Genomic DNA, 14,871 nt, shown 5'->3' with positions numbered 1-14,871 from the left:
TGTCAGACAGCGACACAGCTACGTCCGAAACGGGAACCGATCGAGCCGTTCGCGCACGAGCGGCCGGAGTTCGAAGAGGTATCGTTCGGTATCCTCGGTGGGCTCGTCGACTCCGTCGGGCGCGTTATCACCTGTTTCACTCGCGTGCTGGGTGTACAGCACCGTTTCGACGGTAACGTCGGCCGGCATCTCCTGGGCGATGACGACCGCGTCGAGCGCCCGGCCGGGCGGAATCTCGACGTCGGTACCGCACCACCGCTCGGGCAACTGCTCGGCGTGTGGGGTGACGATACTCGAGCCCTCGTACAGAAAGCCGTCGTCGCCGATGAAACTCGTGTTCGCCTTCCCTCGCCAGCAGCGGGGCTGGGAACTCGTGTTGTGAACGCAGAAGAAGGCGACCGTTCGATCGGTCGCAACGGGGACGTGTTCGTCGACGAGGTCGGCGAGGGAGAGATCGTGGACCAGCGCCGAGAGGGTGAGCGTGAGATGCCGGCCGCCGACCGTCAGCGTCTCGTGGCTGTCGACGGCCGACTCGTCGGCCGAACGCGCGTCGGGGTCGTACGTCGGTGGGGCCTGCCGGGGACCGCTCGCGCCGTCACACACGGGTGGAATCGTGCCGCCGTCGGTTTCGGGACCGTCGAGTGGCTGTTCCCCGACGATCGCTTCGTAGGCGGTCTTGATCCGGAGAAAGCGTTCTCGAGAGCCACCCTGGTCCGGATGGTGTTCTTTCAACAAGGAGCGGTAGGCTCGCCGAACCGCCCGCTCGTCGGCGGTCGGCGACAGCCCGAGGGCCTCGTAGTGGCTCTCCATCGTTCCGTACTACGCCCCTTCGACGAAAAGAGTCTTTCCGTCCGGCGAGCGCCAGTCGATACTGGCTGGCGAGCACCGTGGCTCGACGTCCGTAATACGTGACTAGCGCGTCAACTATCGCTACTCCGACGAGTCTGAGCGTTCCTCGAGGACGACCGAGCCGTCTCGTTCGATGGTTACGTCGTAGTCACAGAACGGAAACGTCACTTCACCGCCGGGTCGGGGTGCGCCGTCGGAACGGCGCGCAAAGAGTGCGTCGAGTGCTTCCGGATCGACGACCGTGTGCAGCGATTCGTACGTTGGTGGGTGCAACTGCTCGGGTGGAATTCCTTCGGCCGCAGCGATAGCTCTGATAACCTTCTGACTTGGCACTTGGTCACACGACGTATCGACACTGTCGCCGTCCCCCTCCGTCATACTGGTACCCTACCGAATCCGATGGAATAAAACTGTCCTTCCTGATCTCGATTCTGACAAAAATACGGCCAGTCACCTTCGATATCGAAGGAATCGCGACGAACCCATCCCCTGGCGATTTCGATCGAGCGACCGATTCGCTGACGCGGGAAGTCAGCAATTGATATTGGCGGATTGACAGTGTAATCGATCGTTACCGAATGCGGATCGCGGGTTTTCCCGGCCGCGCCCGCTCCGCCAGTTCGTCGTCGTCGCTCGCGCCGCGGACGACGATGTCGGCGTCGAACTCGTCGGTGACGAGCCAGCGACTGCGCTCTAAGATCGCCAGCTCGTCCGCCGCTGCGAGCACGGACTCGAAATCCGCGCGGTCGTCCCGGCCGGCCAGATCGGCGACGAACGTCGCGACGGGCTCGCGGTCGACCGCGAGTTCGGCCACGGCGTCGGTCTCGAGGACGCGATCGACGAGCGAACCGGAATCGCCGTCTGCGAGCTCCTCGTCGGCGTAGTCGGCCGCGATCCGAAGCACCTCGTACTTCCACGCCGGAGCGACGACGAGTTCGATTCGTTCCGGATCGTCGATCGCCGCGGTGTCGACGATGTCCCGGACGTCCGCGAGGGTGGTCTCGACGAGTTGGCGCTCGCGTCGGTAGTCCTCGAGACCACCCTCGGGTTCGGGCCAGTCGGCTTCGACGACCAGCCCGTCGCCTCGGAGTTTGTTCCAACACTCTTCGCCGAGATGGGGTGCCATCGGGGCGATCAGCGCGGCCAGCGCCAACAGCCCGCGGCGGTAGACCTCGCCGTGTGGCCTGTCGTACTCGCGGTAGCGTCGAAGCACTCGCGCCAGTTCCTGGATCTCCGTGGCCGCCCGGTGGAACCGGAACCGGTCGTACTCTTCGGTGACCGCGGCGATCGTTCGGTCGATCTCGCGGGCGATGTACTCGTCGTGATCCAGCCGCTCGACCCGCGTGTTGCCCTCCTCGACGAACGCGGTAGCCATACCGTACAGCGTCTGTTGGAGATCGTAAGCGCCACGGACGTTGTTCGCGGTCCACTCGAAGTCCTGTTCGGGATGGGCCGCCGAGAGGACGAACAGCCGCGTCGTCTCCGCGCCGTACTCCTGGGGGGCGACGACGTTCCCCTTCGAACTGGACATCTTCTCGCCGTCGTACAGCACCGTTCCCTGGCTCTTTAACTCCGTAATCGGTTCGCGCCGATCGAGCAGATCCAGATCGGCCAGTGCCTTCGTGAAGAATCGCGTGTAGAGCAGGTGGAGGATGGCGTGTTCCTCGCCGCCCACGTAGACATCGACCGGCAGCCACTCGTCGGCCAGTTCGGTGTCGAAGGGTGCGTCTTCCAGATGCGGCGAGAGGAATCGCAGGAAGTACCACGAGGAGTCGACGAACGTATCCATCGTATCCGTCTCGCGCCGGGCCGGCCCGCCGCAGTCGGGGCACTCGGTCTCCCGGAACGAATCGTGGGCCTCGAGCGGGTTCCCCGTCGTCCGGACGAACTCGGGCAGTTCGACCGGGAGCTCCTCGTCGGGCACGAGGACGTGCCCGCAGTCCTCACAGTGGACGACCGGGATCGGCGTCCCCCAGTAGCGCTGTCGGGAGATCAGCCAGTCGCGCAGGCGGTAGGTGACGTCTTCCGTCAGCGCGTCGTGCTCGGTGACCACCCGTTCGCGGACGACGTCGCTTTCGAGCCCGTCGTACTCGCCGCTGTGCTCGAGGATTCCGTCGTCGGTGTAGGGACCGTCCTCGAGGCTCTTCCGTTCGTCCGGAGTACTGGGGAAGACGACCTGCTCGATGGGGAGGTCGTGCTCCGCGGCGAACGTGTGATCGCGCTCGTTGTGTGCGGGAACGCCCATGACGGCCCCGGTGCCGACGTCCGCTAAGACGTAGCCGGCGACGTAGACCGGCAGTTCCTCGTCGGTGAGCGGATGGATCGCCGTCGCGTCCGTCTCGACGCCGGCGAACCCGACCTCGCTCGGATCCTGCTCGCGAACCGCGTCGACGTACTCGGCGACGGTGTCGTCCGTCTCGGCGAGTTCCCGCGCGAGGTCGTGGCCCGGCGAGACGGCGAGATACGTGGCACCGTAGACCGTCTCCGGACGAGTGCTGAAGACGTCGACCGACCCCTCGTTGTAGTCCGCCACTTCGAACGAGATGCGAGACCCTTCCTGACGCCCGATCCAGTTGCGCTGAATCTCGCGGACGCCGTCGGGCCAGCCTTCGAGCGCCTCGAGGTCGTCGTGGAGTTCCTCCGCGTAGTCGGTGATCGTGAAGAACCACTGGTCGAGTTCGCGCCGGCCGACGGGGGTTTCACAGCGCCAACAGACCCGCTCGTGCTCGCGAGTCGCGGCTCCGCCGCTCGCTACTTCCGAGGTCTCACTTCGTTCGACCTCGCGCTCCTCCACCTGAGCCGCCGCAAGCACCGTCTCGCAGTCGGGACACCAGTTGACCGACGCGGCTTCGTACTCGACGAGACCCGCCTCGTAGAGGCGTTTGAACAGCCACTGGTTCCACCGGTAGTAGTCCGGCTCGCAGGTGGTGATCTCTCGCGACCAGTCGTAGCCGAATCCCATGGTCTCGAGTTCCTCGCGCATCCGACGAATACACGCCTCCGTCCACGATCGGGGGTCGGTCTTGCGCTCGAACGCGGCGTTTTCCGCGGGGAGTCCGAACGCGTCCCAGCCCATCGGGTGGAGGACGTCGTCGCCCTGCATCCGGCGATACCGAGCGTAGGCGTCGGTGATCGCGTAGTTTCGAACGTGCCCCATGTGGAGCGTCCCGGAGGTGTACGGAAACATCCCGAGAACGTAGGTCGGGTCCTCGGCGTCTTCGGCCAACGTGTAGACGTCGTCGCGCTCCCAGACGTACTGCCAGAACTCCTGGACCTGCGCGTGATCGTAGTGGTTCGTCATTGTAACGGGCGTTCCTGACGAATAGTGGGTGAGCCGGCTATATCATTGTTCGGCCACCGAGACGGATCGTCCACCCGCGCGGCGGTTCAGGTCTCTCGCCGGTGCCCGCTGTCGCGCTCTCGCGAGAGTCGAATCCTTTGGATACCGATCCCGCGGATCGGCGACGATCGATGTGGGCTGGGCTTAACAAAGCTTGTCGGGCTCGAATAATCGACCGAATGGCTCGTTCAGACGACGGTCCGACGCCGGACGACGATCCGTTACCGGCAGCGTCAACGTTGCTCGTAACCGTCCTCATCGTCTTGCTCACGTTCGGAGCGCTGACAATGGTCTTTATTCCCAGTATGGGACCGGGGCTGCTCGGCCCGGGTGAAGAACCGTCGGAGAATTCGTCCGAGGAGTCGCCGATGAACGACTCGGCTACCGAGACGCCGTCGACCGACCTCGAGCCCAACAACGATTCCAACGACAACGAATCGGCTGATAACGAGTCGACCGACAACGAATCGGCCGATAACGAGTCGACCGACAACGAGTCGACGGCTTCGAATCTCGAATCCGATGACGAGTCGGATCCGGACGAAGCGGCCGAGACCGACTCGCCGGACGATTCGGACGACGATGATGCCCCGCAGGGTCCGGACGGTGACGGGCCGCCCGGACAGGACGACGACCCGCCCGGACAGGATGGCGATGATGGGGTGCCCGGTCAGGATGATGATGGGACCGACGAACCCGATAGTCCGTTCGACGATGACGGTCCGGAGAGTCCGTTCGACGACGGCGGCCCGTTCGATGATGACGGTCCGGAGAGTCCGTTCGACGACGGCGGCCCGTTCGACGACGACGGTCCAGAGAGTCCGTTCGACGACGGCGGCCCGTTCGATGACGGATAATCGATCGAGTTCGACGGATCACCTTCGCTGTTCGCGTCGCTGTTCTCCGCTCCGAGTCGTGTACCGAGCCGTCGCTGTGCCGGCTCTCGAGTCCCGCTCGAGAGCCGCTCTCACGAGTCGAAAGACGCCTCGAGACTTATCCGCACTCGTGAATTAACTCGAGCTAGCGATGGGTGACTCAGGAACGGGTACTCGACCGACGCGGCAATCTGCCCTACCGGACCGATGACTGTAACACGAACGTCCGCGAAACGCATCCGGTCGGTGTTCGACGACGCACCGCAGATCGCACAGTATCTGGGGCTGGAGGCCCGAAAACTGGCCCGGCTCCTGCGCGCTGGTCGACTCGGTGCGGCCGTCGGCTCGGTCGTAGAGCTGACGACCGGCCGAAACCCCTACTACGCCTTCCGACTCGAGAACCGACGCTATCAACTCGTGTCCGTCGGCGACCACGAGTTGGTCGTCGACACCGCCGACGCCGGCATCTCGCGGACGCTGCTCGCCTACGGCGTCCACGAGTACCGCTCGTCGACGGCCTTCGCACGCGAACTCGAGCGCCTCGCCGCGGCCATCGACGGTCCCGTTCGCGTCCTCGAGGTGGGCGCGAACATCGGCTACTTCTGTACCATCGAAGCCGGAATCCTCGGCGACCGAGCGCGGATCCACGCGGTCGAACCGATTCCGTCGAACGTCGCCCTCCTTGAGCACAACCTCGAGCGCAACGGCTACGCCGACCTCGCGGACGTCGAGCGACTCGCCTTCGGCGACGAGGAGCGGACGGTCGAGATGCGGTTGAGTACGCACTCGAACCAGCATCAGGTTCGCGCGGGCTCCTCGGCGCAGGATAGCGTTTCAGCGTCGGCGATGGACGGTGTTTCGACGGCGACGGACGGCGTTTCGGCGGCGACAGGCGGCGTTTCGTCGACAGCGACGCTCGAGGGCGGCGAGAGCGACCCCGTCTCGGTCGAACAGACCACCGGAAATCGGTATCTCGCTGACCGTGACGTCGATCCCGCCTCGATCAACGTCGTCCGGTTCGACGTCGAAGGCTACGAGGCCGCGGTGCTCGAGGGACTAACCGACGTCCTCGAAGCGCCGGGGCCGACGGTCGTCTACGCCGAACTGCACCCGCTCGATCTCTCGCCGGTATCGAAGACGGGGATTGTCGACCGCTTCGCGACGAACGGGTTCGAGGTGGTCTCGGCGGTTCGGACGGACGCCGCCGCCGGAGTCCCGGACGCGAGACGCTGGCACGGTCTCGAGTGCGACGTCGAGAGCTTCGACGACCTCCGGCGGGCGATGGCCGAGAGCGATCACTCGATCGAACTGATCGCGCGGAAGTAAGTCGACGCCTCCTCGAGTACGCTCGCGTCGAGGACTCGCAGCGAGGCGGCGATACGCCCCAATCGACGTGAGCGGCGTTCGACTGCCGGCCCGAACTCACCACGAGGCGCGCACGCGTCTCCGAACCGTCTCCTCGAGCCGACCCAGCCCGTTGCAGATCCCACGTGCGTAGGATAGCAGGTAGAATCCCACCTTCTCTCGGCGAGAGAAGTCGCTCCAGCCGTCGACGTTGCGGACTCGCTCGGGTCGGGGCGGGAGGTACGGCAGTGGATTGAGCGCGACTGGAACCGCACTGTCGTATCGATCGGGATGGAACACGCGAAGCTGGTAGACGCCCCGGCCGACGCGTCGCGACTTTCGCAAAATTGCGTCGGCCGTCGACCGCGTCGGGTGGTATATCGTCGCTTCCGGCGCGAACTGGAGCTCTCGGCCGGAGTCGCGAACCCGGTGACCGAACTCCCGGTCCCCGCCGGAGAGCAGCCGCGAGTCGAACGGTCCGACGTCGTCGATCACGGATCGGTGGACGAGCAGGCAACACGTCGGTGCGAATCCGAGGTTTTCGATGAAGTGATCGATGGGAAACCCGGTCCGCACGTTGTACCGTTCCGCGAGCGAGCCGCCATCCTCGGAGGGCACCATCTCGACGTTACAGCCCATGTACTCGGCGTCGGTCCGTTCGAACGCACGGACGGCGTCGGCGAGCCACTCCTCCTCGGCGATCATGTCCGCGTCGACGAACGCGAGGATCTCACCGCCCGCGTGCTCGATGCCCCTGTTTCGCGCCGCGTAAGAGCTCTGAATCTCGTCCTCGACGAGGACGGTTATCCGTTCGTGATCGTCCGCAACCTCCCTTGCGACGGCCGGTGTTTCGTCCGTCGAACCGTTATCGACGACGAGCACCTCGTGGGCGTCGGTCGGATACGTCTGTTCGATCAGCGAATCGAGCGTATCCCGAAGCCCCGTCGGATCGTTGTAGACGGGGACGATCACCGAAACCTGCGGCCACTCGCGCGCCTCACCGTCCCACTCCTGACTCTTCTCGCCCTCTTCTCGCCGCTCGTCGTGTGTGCTGTATTCATTCATAGCTGTTCGAAATACCGTCCGTTCGATCACTGTTCGGTCACTCGAGCGGGAACGTAAAAAGTAGCAACAGCATTCCGTTCGAGATAGTCGCCGAATCCGGACAGTGACCGGTCCGAAACGGGCTACAGTCCCGGTTCGACTGCCCGCGTCGGTTGTGGTCAAGTTACCTTCAATTGTTCTGACTTTCAATCTAAATCGGACAGTACTCGCAGCGAGAGCTCATCAACGCCTGAGAATCCAATTCACGGATAAGTATCTCTGGGCGATCGTTCACGGTATGTGTTCAGTAGCGCGTAGGCACACCACTCTCCACCAGTGCCGCTCGACGGGTGAGTCACGATCGTGACGCTCGTCAGCGTTATTATTCCTACCTACGACCGGCCGTCGTTCGTCGAGGGCGCGGTCGAAACGGCCCTCGAGCAGACGCACGACGAGATCGAAGTCGTGATCGTCTGCGATCCGCCCGTCGAAGAGACGCGGGCCGTCCTCGAGCGGTACGACGACGAGCGCGTTCGGCCGTTCTACAACGACGAGCGACTCGGAATCGCAGCGAGCAGAAACCTGGCGATAGCGCGAGCCCGCGGCGAGTACGTCTGTATTCTGGACGACGACGATCGCTGGGATCCCGGGAAGGTCGAAAAACAGCTCGCCGTCATGGAAACCAATCCGGATTGCGGCGTCGTCTACACCGGCGGTCTCGTCCGACAGAACGGCCGAACAGTCGGCATCTACACGCCGTCGATCCGCGGCGAAATCTATCCGGAGATCCTCGCCCGGTTCGATCTCAAGCCCTACTCGAGTCACATGATCCGCGCCGAGTGCTTCGAGACGGTCGGTGACTACGATACCGATTTCGATTGCGGGGAAGACTGGGATCTCGCCATTCGGATCGCCCGCGAGTACGAGTACGAGTACGTGGACGAGCCCCTGGTCGTACGGCACTTCCACGACTCGAACGTGTCGGCGGCGGCCGCGATCGAGCGGAGCGATCGACTACACCTCGAACTCGACGGAAGCGCGGATATCTTCGGGCGGATTTGGTCGAAGTACCGCGACGAGATCGACCGCCGCCCCGATATCGAACGGCAACTGCAGTACGACCGACACCTTTCCTGGGGCTGGACGGAGATCGAACGCGATAACCGACGGCGAGCGCTTCGGTACGGGTGGGAGGCCACAAAAAACCGCCCGTCGCCCGCCAGCCTCGCGATTTGCTGTTTCGCCGTTCTCGGATCGTCGGCACTCGACGCGGTTCGATCCGTTCGCGACACGATTTCTCACACCCAGTTCGACCGGGTGACCGATCACCGACTCGCGGAGTAGCAACGCGTTCCATCCGCGCGACGCATCGGGTTCATCGTGGCCGTTATCCACCGTATAATCGCCCTCGAGCGGCCCCGGATTCGAAATCGATCGCCTCGGACTGACCGACCGTACCCCGCTCGAGAGTCGTGCGAGGCGACACGCCGCTCGTACGTTCGGATCGACGATCGACGGATACGCTCGACGACAACGCGTCGCCACGCTCGGTGTGACGCCACGCCGAGGCGTCCCGACCGCGATAGACGGTCCTCGCCGGCGCGTCGGGCCTCGAGCGCCGTCGTAACGGCAGTAGCGTCCTGCGTCGTCCCGCTCGATTTAGTAGCGTTGCGGACTGTTTCATCGGACGAAACGGTCTTATTTGCGGTATAGTGAACCGCCGAAAGACGAAACGAACCGGTAGTGAACGTCATCTCTCTCGTACGCGGTGGGTATTTCCCCCATCAGCGTGCACAGACCGTTCCTCCGGTTCGATTTCCGTCGAACCGACCCGCAGCCACGTCACCGAACCAGTTTGTAGGTACGGCTCTCGGACGGACGACGAGATGGCGGCGACCGGCTGTGGAACAGTCGAAGACGTCACGAACGGACGACGCCACGAGCACGTAATCCACTGTCATTCAACATCCAACAATGTGCCCCAACGTCAACCAGCAAGCGACACGGACGCGGTCCGCCCAGCGTGGTATACAGGTACTGCTCACGGTCAGCGGGATCGTCTTCCTGGTAGCCGGGCTCGCACTCGCCGCCAGCGGCGCCTCCCTCGGGAGCGCGCTCGGTGCGGTCAACGACGACTGGGGAGACGCCGACGAACCGGTCGATGACGTCGGCTCGGGCGACGACGGCTCGGGGTCCGACGACGAAAACGGCGACGAAGACGAGACCGGCGGAGACGGTAACGACGGTTCCGACACGGACGACGGAGATTCCGATAGCGGTGGCGGAGACGACGGAGGCGACCAGGACGCCGGCGACGGCGGCGATCAGGACGACGGTGACGATCAGAGTGGCGATCAGGACGACGGTGACGATCAGAGTGGCGACGACGACCAGGACGACGACGAGACCCACTCCCTGACGGCGATCGTCGAGGACGAGGACGGCGATTCGATCGACAGCGCCACCGTCGAGGTCGACGGCGATATCTCCTCGAGCGAGGAGCAAGCGGCCGACGGCGGCGAGGCCGAGTTCGAACTCGAGGACGGCGATTACACGGTCACCGCGAGCGCAGACGGCTACGAGGACGACGAAGTCGACGTCGAGATCGACGGCGACGACGAGACGGTCACGCTGGAACTCGCGGCGGACGACGATGGCGATGGGACGCACACGCTCACGGCGATCGTCGAGGACGAGGACGGCGATTCGATCGACGACGCCACCGTCGAACTCGAGGAGTCCGGGTTCTTCGGCTCGAGCGAGGAGCAAGCGGCCGACGACGGCGAGGCCGAGTTCGAGGTCGAGGATGGCGGCTACACGATCATCGCGAGCGCGGACGGCTACGATGACGACGAAGTCGACGTCGAGATCGACGGCGACGACGAGACGATCACGCTGGTACTCGAGGAGGACTAACCGGTCGCTGAGCCGTCGGAGCGGCGCTCGAATCGGCCGGTTTCGGACGTTGGATCCGACTGATTGCGGTCGTGTTTATACGGGAAATCGTACGTTGAGGAGTCGATGCCAGACGGCGCGGACCTCCCGACCGTCCGCCGGGCGTACGATAGACTAACAACCGGCTACGATCGCGAGGGCGAAACGGAACCTGCCAACGCGTCTCTCGAGCGGTCGGCGACTCCCTCGTTGCGGCCCGACGCGTCCCTCGAATGACCGACGACTCTCTCTCTCGTTGCGTCCCGACGTGCTCGGAACTCGCGTCCTCGACGCCCGCTGTGGCGCCGGTCACCTCGCCCGCGAACTCGAGGGTCGCGGTGCGGCCGTCGTCGGCCTCGACACCAGTCGTCGGCTGCTCGCGTAGGCGAGCGAGCGGGCGTCCGACGCCGACTTTCTTCGGGTGAACTTCGGTCGCGATCGTCCGTTCGCGGACGGTGCGTTCGACGGCGTCGCCAGTTCGCTGCCGTTTCACCACGTCCGAGAGCGGGCCCGGTTGTTCCGGGGCCTCCGTCGCGTTCTTCGCCCCGGTGGCTGGCTGATCCTGTCGGTCCAGCACCCACACGCGGACTTCGAAGGGGGACGGCGACGCCCGGAACTCCCGCGAAACGGAGCGGGCACCGGCGGCGTGGGACTCGTTCGGAGCGGGCGTAGACGCACCAGCGTATCGCGCTCCTCTCCGCGATGCTCTCGCCGGCACTGGAGACCGGTTTTCGACTCGAGGGGCTTCTCGAACCGATCCCGACGGACGCATATCGACGGGCGGATCCGGACCGGGAGTACGAAGCGACTCGCCCGAACCTCGGGTCACCGTTTCGCGCTCCCCGCGAGCGTCGCCGGTGACCGCTCACGGTCGACGGTCGGTTCACACATCGTCTACCACGCACCGAGCGGTCGCCTCGGTAGCTCTCCGCGGGCCGTCTTCGTCGGTCCCCTTCGACCCGCAGACTGCCGGCTCTGTCGTCCACGTCGCGCGTCGCCGTGTTCGAACGGATTCGTCTCCGAGCACGATCGATTCGAGACCTGAGGCTCCTCGCTGCTCGGCAGATCGCTACCGATACTGGAGGAATAGATACGCCTCGAGGAGCAAACGCAGGTTACGCACGAACGGCGTCAGCGAAAAGTCGTCAGTATCGCGGCGTCTCGATCACTCGACCGTCACGCTCTTCGCCAAGTTGCGCGGCTTGTCGATCGGTCGCTCGAGCAGATCCGCAGCGTGGTAAGAGACCAACTGGAGCTGGACGTTCGCGAGTAGGCCGGCCCAGACGGGGTGGGTGTCGGGAATCGACAGGTGAACCTCGGCGACGTCGGTCAGCGGGTGGTCGTCCGGGCTGACCGCGACGATCGGCGCGCCGCGGGTCTGGGCTTCGATCGCGTTCGTCTTCGTCTTCCCGTCGCCGCTGCCGGTGGCGACCGCGAACACCGGCGTCTCGTCGGTCACGAGCGCGAGCGGACCGTGTTTGAGCTCGCCGGCGGCGAACCCCTCGGCGTGTTCGTACGTGATCTCCTTGAACTTCAACGCGCCCTCGAGCGCCACCGAGTGGCCGAGGCCGTTGCCGATAAAGAAGTACGACTTGCTGTCGACGGTATCCCGGGCGAGCGACTCTGCGTCGGTCGCTTCGAGGACTTGCTCGACGTGTTCCGGGAGGTCTTTCAGCTCCTCGAGCATCGTCTCGCGGTCCTCGGCAGGGGTCGCGTTCGGAACGTCGGCCGCGAGTCGCTGGGTGAGCAACGCGAGCGTGACCGCCTGCGACGAGAAGGTCTTCGTCGCGGCGACGCCGACCTCCGGGCCGGCGCGGATGTAGATCGCGTCGTCTGCCTCGCGTGCGGCCGTCGATCCCACGACGTTGGTGACGGCGAGCGACCGGGCACCGCGCGCGGTCGCCTCGCGGACGGCCTCGAGCGTGTCGGCGGTCTCACCGCTCTGGGTGACCGCGACGACGAGGGTCCCCTCGTCTACGGGTCCGGACATCGAGGCGTACTCGCTCGCGCGGACGACCTCCGTGCTGATCCCGGCCGACCGAAGCAGGTTGGCGCCGTACATCGCCGCGTGGTAGGACGTCCCGCAGGCGACGAACTGAACGGCGTCGACGTCCGCAAACGTGCCCGCCGGAAGCTCCTCGAGCGCGACGTCACCGCCGTCGATCCGGCCCTCGATCGTGTTCGAGAGCGACGTCGGCTGGTTGTTGATCTCCTTGAGCATGTAGTGGTCGTACTCGCCTTTCCCCGCGTCCTCCGGGTCCCAGTCGACGGTGTCGGTCGATCGATCGATAGGAGTGCCCTCGAGATCGGAGATCCGGTAGGAGTCGGGGTCGAGAACGACGATGTCGCCGTCCTCGAGGTAGATCACTTCGTCGGTGTGGTCGAGGAAGGCCGGGACGTCGCTGGCGAGGAACCACTCCTCGTCGTCGAGTCCGAGGACGAGCGGTGAGCCCTTCCGTGCGGCGTACACCGCCTCCTCGCCGTCGACGATCGCGGCGATCGCGTAGCTTCCCTCGAGCGTCTCGACGGCGCGGCGGACCGCCAGTTCGCTGTCGCCGGTCTCCGTCCGGTACTCGTCGATGAGGTGGGGAATGACTTCCGTGTCGGTGTCGCTCTCGAACTCGTGGCCCTTGGCCTGAAGCTCCGCTCGGAGCTCGTCGTAGTTGTCGATGACGCCGTTGTGGACGACGGCGACATCACCGGCCGTGTCCGTATGCGGGTGTGCGTTCGCGTCGGTCGGCGGGCCGTGGGTACTCCAGCGCGTGTGGCCGATCCCCATGTTGCCGTGGGGCTGGCTCTCGAGCGACGATTTGAGGTCGTCGACCTCGCCCGAGCACTTGTGGACCTTGACGCCGGAGCCGTTCTGGACGGCGATCCCCGCCGAGTCGTAGCCGCGGTACTCGAGATTTTCGAGTCCCGACAGCAGCGTCTCCGCGGCGTCACCGTGACCGATACGCGCGATGATGCCGCACATCAGCCGCTCACCTCCGCTCGAGCGGCGGTCGTCGGATTCGTCGCGCTTGTCAGACGGTCTGCAACGGGTGCCGCGTTCGGGACGGTCGTACCCGGTCGGTGCGTGGGTGCTGCCTGACGGACAGTACGGTTGTATGTCATTGATATCACCTACCCACGCCCGTCGACTGCGAGACGGGGCGGGTCGTTACTACCGTCAAGACCGACAGCGGCCATTACTATACCACGAATAAGCCGAGTACTATCGTCCGTCTAATACAAAATTCGTTTGCAGTTCGTGCAAACGAGCCGTGGATCGTCACGCTGTCCCACGACCGAGAGCGCTATAGCGGGACTCCCGTCGTGTGCGGGAGCGTTCGCTCCCTCGTAGACCGAACAGTCGTAACGATACGAAACCGATAGTGAGTCACCGATTCCGTCGGTAACAGGTGTTTCGGTAGCCATAGGTGCCGTCTTCGGGAAGCGATGACTCCGGCGGCCGACGGGTTCGAGTCCAGTCCGCCTCGACCCGAATCAGGCGACACCTCGCTCTGGACGGTCACGACGACGGCGGCAACTGCACGCTGGGCTCGAGCGGTCGTGTAGGACAGCAGCGACGGACCGAATGCGATCGGATCGGACGACCGTGGTGTGCGTGGCGGCATCCGACCGATCGCCTCCGTCGAATCGAGAGATACCCGATCGCACGCCGCTCGCGCGATCGGCATGCGAACCGTTTCAGTCAGTGCGAGAGTGGTGCGAGAGTGTGGTGCGTGCTCACTGAATCGGTTTTTCGGTTTCGGTACACTGCGTTTCCGTCTCCGGCTCTCGATCGGACAGGGTGATGAGGTTCTCTCGGCCGACCGAGGTCTTCTCGATCGTGCCGTCGGTGTGCATCTGCGAGCAGATTCGACTCACTTTCGACTTCGACCAACCGGTTTCGTCGGCGATCTGGTGTTGCCGAATGCGGCCGTGATTTGCGACGAGCAATCGAACCACCTCTCCCTTGTCGCTCAGGAGTTCGGTCGGTGTTTCGGGTGAGAGATACTGTTCGTAGGGTTGGTGATCGTCGGTGGGTGTGCCAGTTATCTCAGCCGACTCGTCCGCTGACTGTGACAGCAGCGGGTGCGTGGAGAGTTCGACCTCGCGGTTCGACAGCAGTTCTCGCAGACGGATGCCGACGAGTCCGCTGATCAGTAAGAACAGAACCGCAATCATCGCCGCTTCCCAGATCGATGCGCCGCGTAGCATCGACAGCCAGGATACCGGTCCACCCAACTGATCGCTATCGCTGGGAACTACCGATGCGAACGTCTGGACGTCGAGTCGTCGAATCGGCACCGAACCCGTACTCGAGGACACGCTGGCGCGTATCGAGGCGAACGCGGGTTCGAGTTCGATCTGGGAAGTTGAAACCATGTGTTTCACGGTTCTGACGCGGTCGTGGGGTCCGAATCACGGCGGTCGTGATCGAACTGACCGCACGAATCGTCGGTCGTACGGGACCTTCATTATGAATCCGTATAGCCCCGT

Annotated in this window: 12 protein-coding genes; 6 read left to right on the top strand and 6 right to left on the bottom strand. The window is 64.5% G+C overall.

Annotation, left to right across the window (positions count from 1 at the left end; translation table 11 throughout):
• Nucleotides 1-18 precede the first annotated feature (18 nt).
• The 3 genes from ACSFC5_RS13420 to leuS form a co-directional block, all read right to left on the bottom strand.
• Nucleotides 19-810, bottom strand: a complete 792-nt coding sequence (locus ACSFC5_RS13420) for a J domain-containing protein (RefSeq protein ID WP_440765757.1) — start codon at nt 808-810, stop codon at nt 19-21.
• A gap of 120 nt (nt 811-930) precedes the next feature.
• Nucleotides 931-1,227: a DdfA family disk-determining factor gene (gene ddfA, locus ACSFC5_RS13415; RefSeq protein ID WP_440765756.1), complete on the bottom strand. Its 297-nt coding sequence runs from the start codon at nt 1,225-1,227 to the stop codon at nt 931-933.
• Between the two features lie 193 nt (nt 1,228-1,420).
• The gene (gene leuS / locus ACSFC5_RS13410) at nt 1,421-4,150 is read right to left on the bottom strand and encodes a leucine--tRNA ligase (protein ID WP_440765755.1); all 2,730 of its coding nucleotides are present in this window, start codon (nt 4,148-4,150) and stop codon (nt 1,421-1,423) included.
• A gap of 218 nt (nt 4,151-4,368) precedes the next feature.
• On the opposite strand from leuS, the gene ACSFC5_RS13405 reads away from it, so the two are divergent.
• Together ACSFC5_RS13405 and ACSFC5_RS13400 are read left to right on the top strand one after the other, a co-directional pair.
• Entirely contained in the window at nt 4,369-5,046 is a 678-nt protein-coding gene (locus ACSFC5_RS13405; protein ID WP_440765754.1) for a hypothetical protein, read from the top strand.
• A 225-nt stretch (nt 5,047-5,271) separates the two neighbouring features.
• Nucleotides 5,272-6,390 (top strand): FkbM family methyltransferase, encoded by a 1,119-nt coding sequence (locus ACSFC5_RS13400; RefSeq protein WP_440765753.1) that lies wholly within the window; start codon nt 5,272-5,274, stop codon nt 6,388-6,390.
• A 96-nt stretch (nt 6,391-6,486) separates the two neighbouring features.
• Here ACSFC5_RS13400 and ACSFC5_RS13395 read toward each other — a convergent pair whose 3' ends face one another.
• The gene (locus ACSFC5_RS13395; RefSeq protein ID WP_440765752.1) at nt 6,487-7,473 is read right to left on the bottom strand and encodes a glycosyltransferase family 2 protein; all 987 of its coding nucleotides are present in this window, start codon (nt 7,471-7,473) and stop codon (nt 6,487-6,489) included.
• A gap of 342 nt (nt 7,474-7,815) precedes the next feature.
• On the opposite strand from ACSFC5_RS13395, the gene ACSFC5_RS13390 reads away from it, so the two are divergent.
• The 4 genes from ACSFC5_RS13390 to ACSFC5_RS13375 all read left to right on the top strand — a co-directional run bounded on the left by ACSFC5_RS13390 (nt 7,816) and on the right by ACSFC5_RS13375 (nt 11,431).
• The gene (locus ACSFC5_RS13390) at nt 7,816-8,796 is read left to right on the top strand and encodes a glycosyltransferase family 2 protein (RefSeq protein WP_440765751.1); all 981 of its coding nucleotides are present in this window, start codon (nt 7,816-7,818) and stop codon (nt 8,794-8,796) included.
• Nucleotides 8,797-9,426: 630 nt separating this feature from the next.
• Nucleotides 9,427-10,368 (top strand): carboxypeptidase regulatory-like domain-containing protein, encoded by a 942-nt coding sequence (locus ACSFC5_RS13385; RefSeq protein WP_440765750.1) that lies wholly within the window; start codon nt 9,427-9,429, stop codon nt 10,366-10,368.
• Nucleotides 10,369-10,473: 105 nt separating this feature from the next.
• Nucleotides 10,474-10,623: a hypothetical protein gene (locus ACSFC5_RS13380; protein ID WP_440765749.1), complete on the top strand. Its 150-nt coding sequence runs from the start codon at nt 10,474-10,476 to the stop codon at nt 10,621-10,623.
• A 184-nt stretch (nt 10,624-10,807) separates the two neighbouring features.
• A complete protein-coding gene (locus ACSFC5_RS13375) occupies nt 10,808-11,431 on the top strand; it encodes a class I SAM-dependent methyltransferase (RefSeq protein ID WP_440765748.1) in 624 nt (207 codons plus the stop codon).
• Nucleotides 11,432-11,551: 120 nt separating this feature from the next.
• Here ACSFC5_RS13375 and glmS read toward each other — a convergent pair whose 3' ends face one another.
• Nucleotides 11,552-13,360, bottom strand: a complete 1,809-nt coding sequence (gene glmS / locus ACSFC5_RS13370; protein WP_440765747.1) for a glutamine--fructose-6-phosphate transaminase (isomerizing) — start codon at nt 13,358-13,360, stop codon at nt 11,552-11,554.
• Nucleotides 13,361-14,115: 755 nt separating this feature from the next.
• The gene (locus tag ACSFC5_RS13365; protein WP_440765746.1) at nt 14,116-14,757 is read right to left on the bottom strand and encodes a helix-turn-helix transcriptional regulator; all 642 of its coding nucleotides are present in this window, start codon (nt 14,755-14,757) and stop codon (nt 14,116-14,118) included.
• Nucleotides 14,758-14,871: the final 114 nt, after the last annotated feature.

Origin of the sequence: Natronorubrum marinum, from assembly GCF_052040125.1 — an archaeon.
Taxonomy (GTDB): domain Archaea; phylum Halobacteriota; class Halobacteria; order Halobacteriales; family Natrialbaceae; genus Natronorubrum.
The sequence above is the reverse complement of the archived record's forward strand: the minus strand, read 5'-3'. Positions and strand labels throughout refer to the sequence as shown.

Coding starts and splice junctions, on each gene's coding strand:
- ACSFC5_RS13420 (WP_440765757.1), bottom strand. CDS start 810: ATGGAGAGCCACTACGAGGCCCTCGGGCTGTCGCCGACCGCCGACGAG.
- ddfA (WP_440765756.1), bottom strand. CDS start 1,227: ATGACGGAGGGGGACGGCGACAGTGTCGATACGTCGTGTGACCAAGTG.
- leuS (WP_440765755.1), bottom strand. CDS start 4,150: ATGACGAACCACTACGATCACGCGCAGGTCCAGGAGTTCTGGCAGTAC.
- ACSFC5_RS13405 (WP_440765754.1), top strand. CDS start 4,369: ATGGCTCGTTCAGACGACGGTCCGACGCCGGACGACGATCCGTTACCG.
- ACSFC5_RS13400 (WP_440765753.1), top strand. CDS start 5,272: ATGACTGTAACACGAACGTCCGCGAAACGCATCCGGTCGGTGTTCGAC.
- ACSFC5_RS13395 (WP_440765752.1), bottom strand. CDS start 7,473: ATGAATGAATACAGCACACACGACGAGCGGCGAGAAGAGGGCGAGAAG.
- ACSFC5_RS13385 (WP_440765750.1), top strand. CDS start 9,427: ATGTGCCCCAACGTCAACCAGCAAGCGACACGGACGCGGTCCGCCCAG.
- ACSFC5_RS13380 (WP_440765749.1), top strand. CDS start 10,474: ATGCCAGACGGCGCGGACCTCCCGACCGTCCGCCGGGCGTACGATAGA.
- glmS (WP_440765747.1), bottom strand. CDS start 13,360: ATGTGCGGCATCATCGCGCGTATCGGTCACGGTGACGCCGCGGAGACG.
- ACSFC5_RS13365 (WP_440765746.1), bottom strand. CDS start 14,757: ATGGTTTCAACTTCCCAGATCGAACTCGAACCCGCGTTCGCCTCGATA.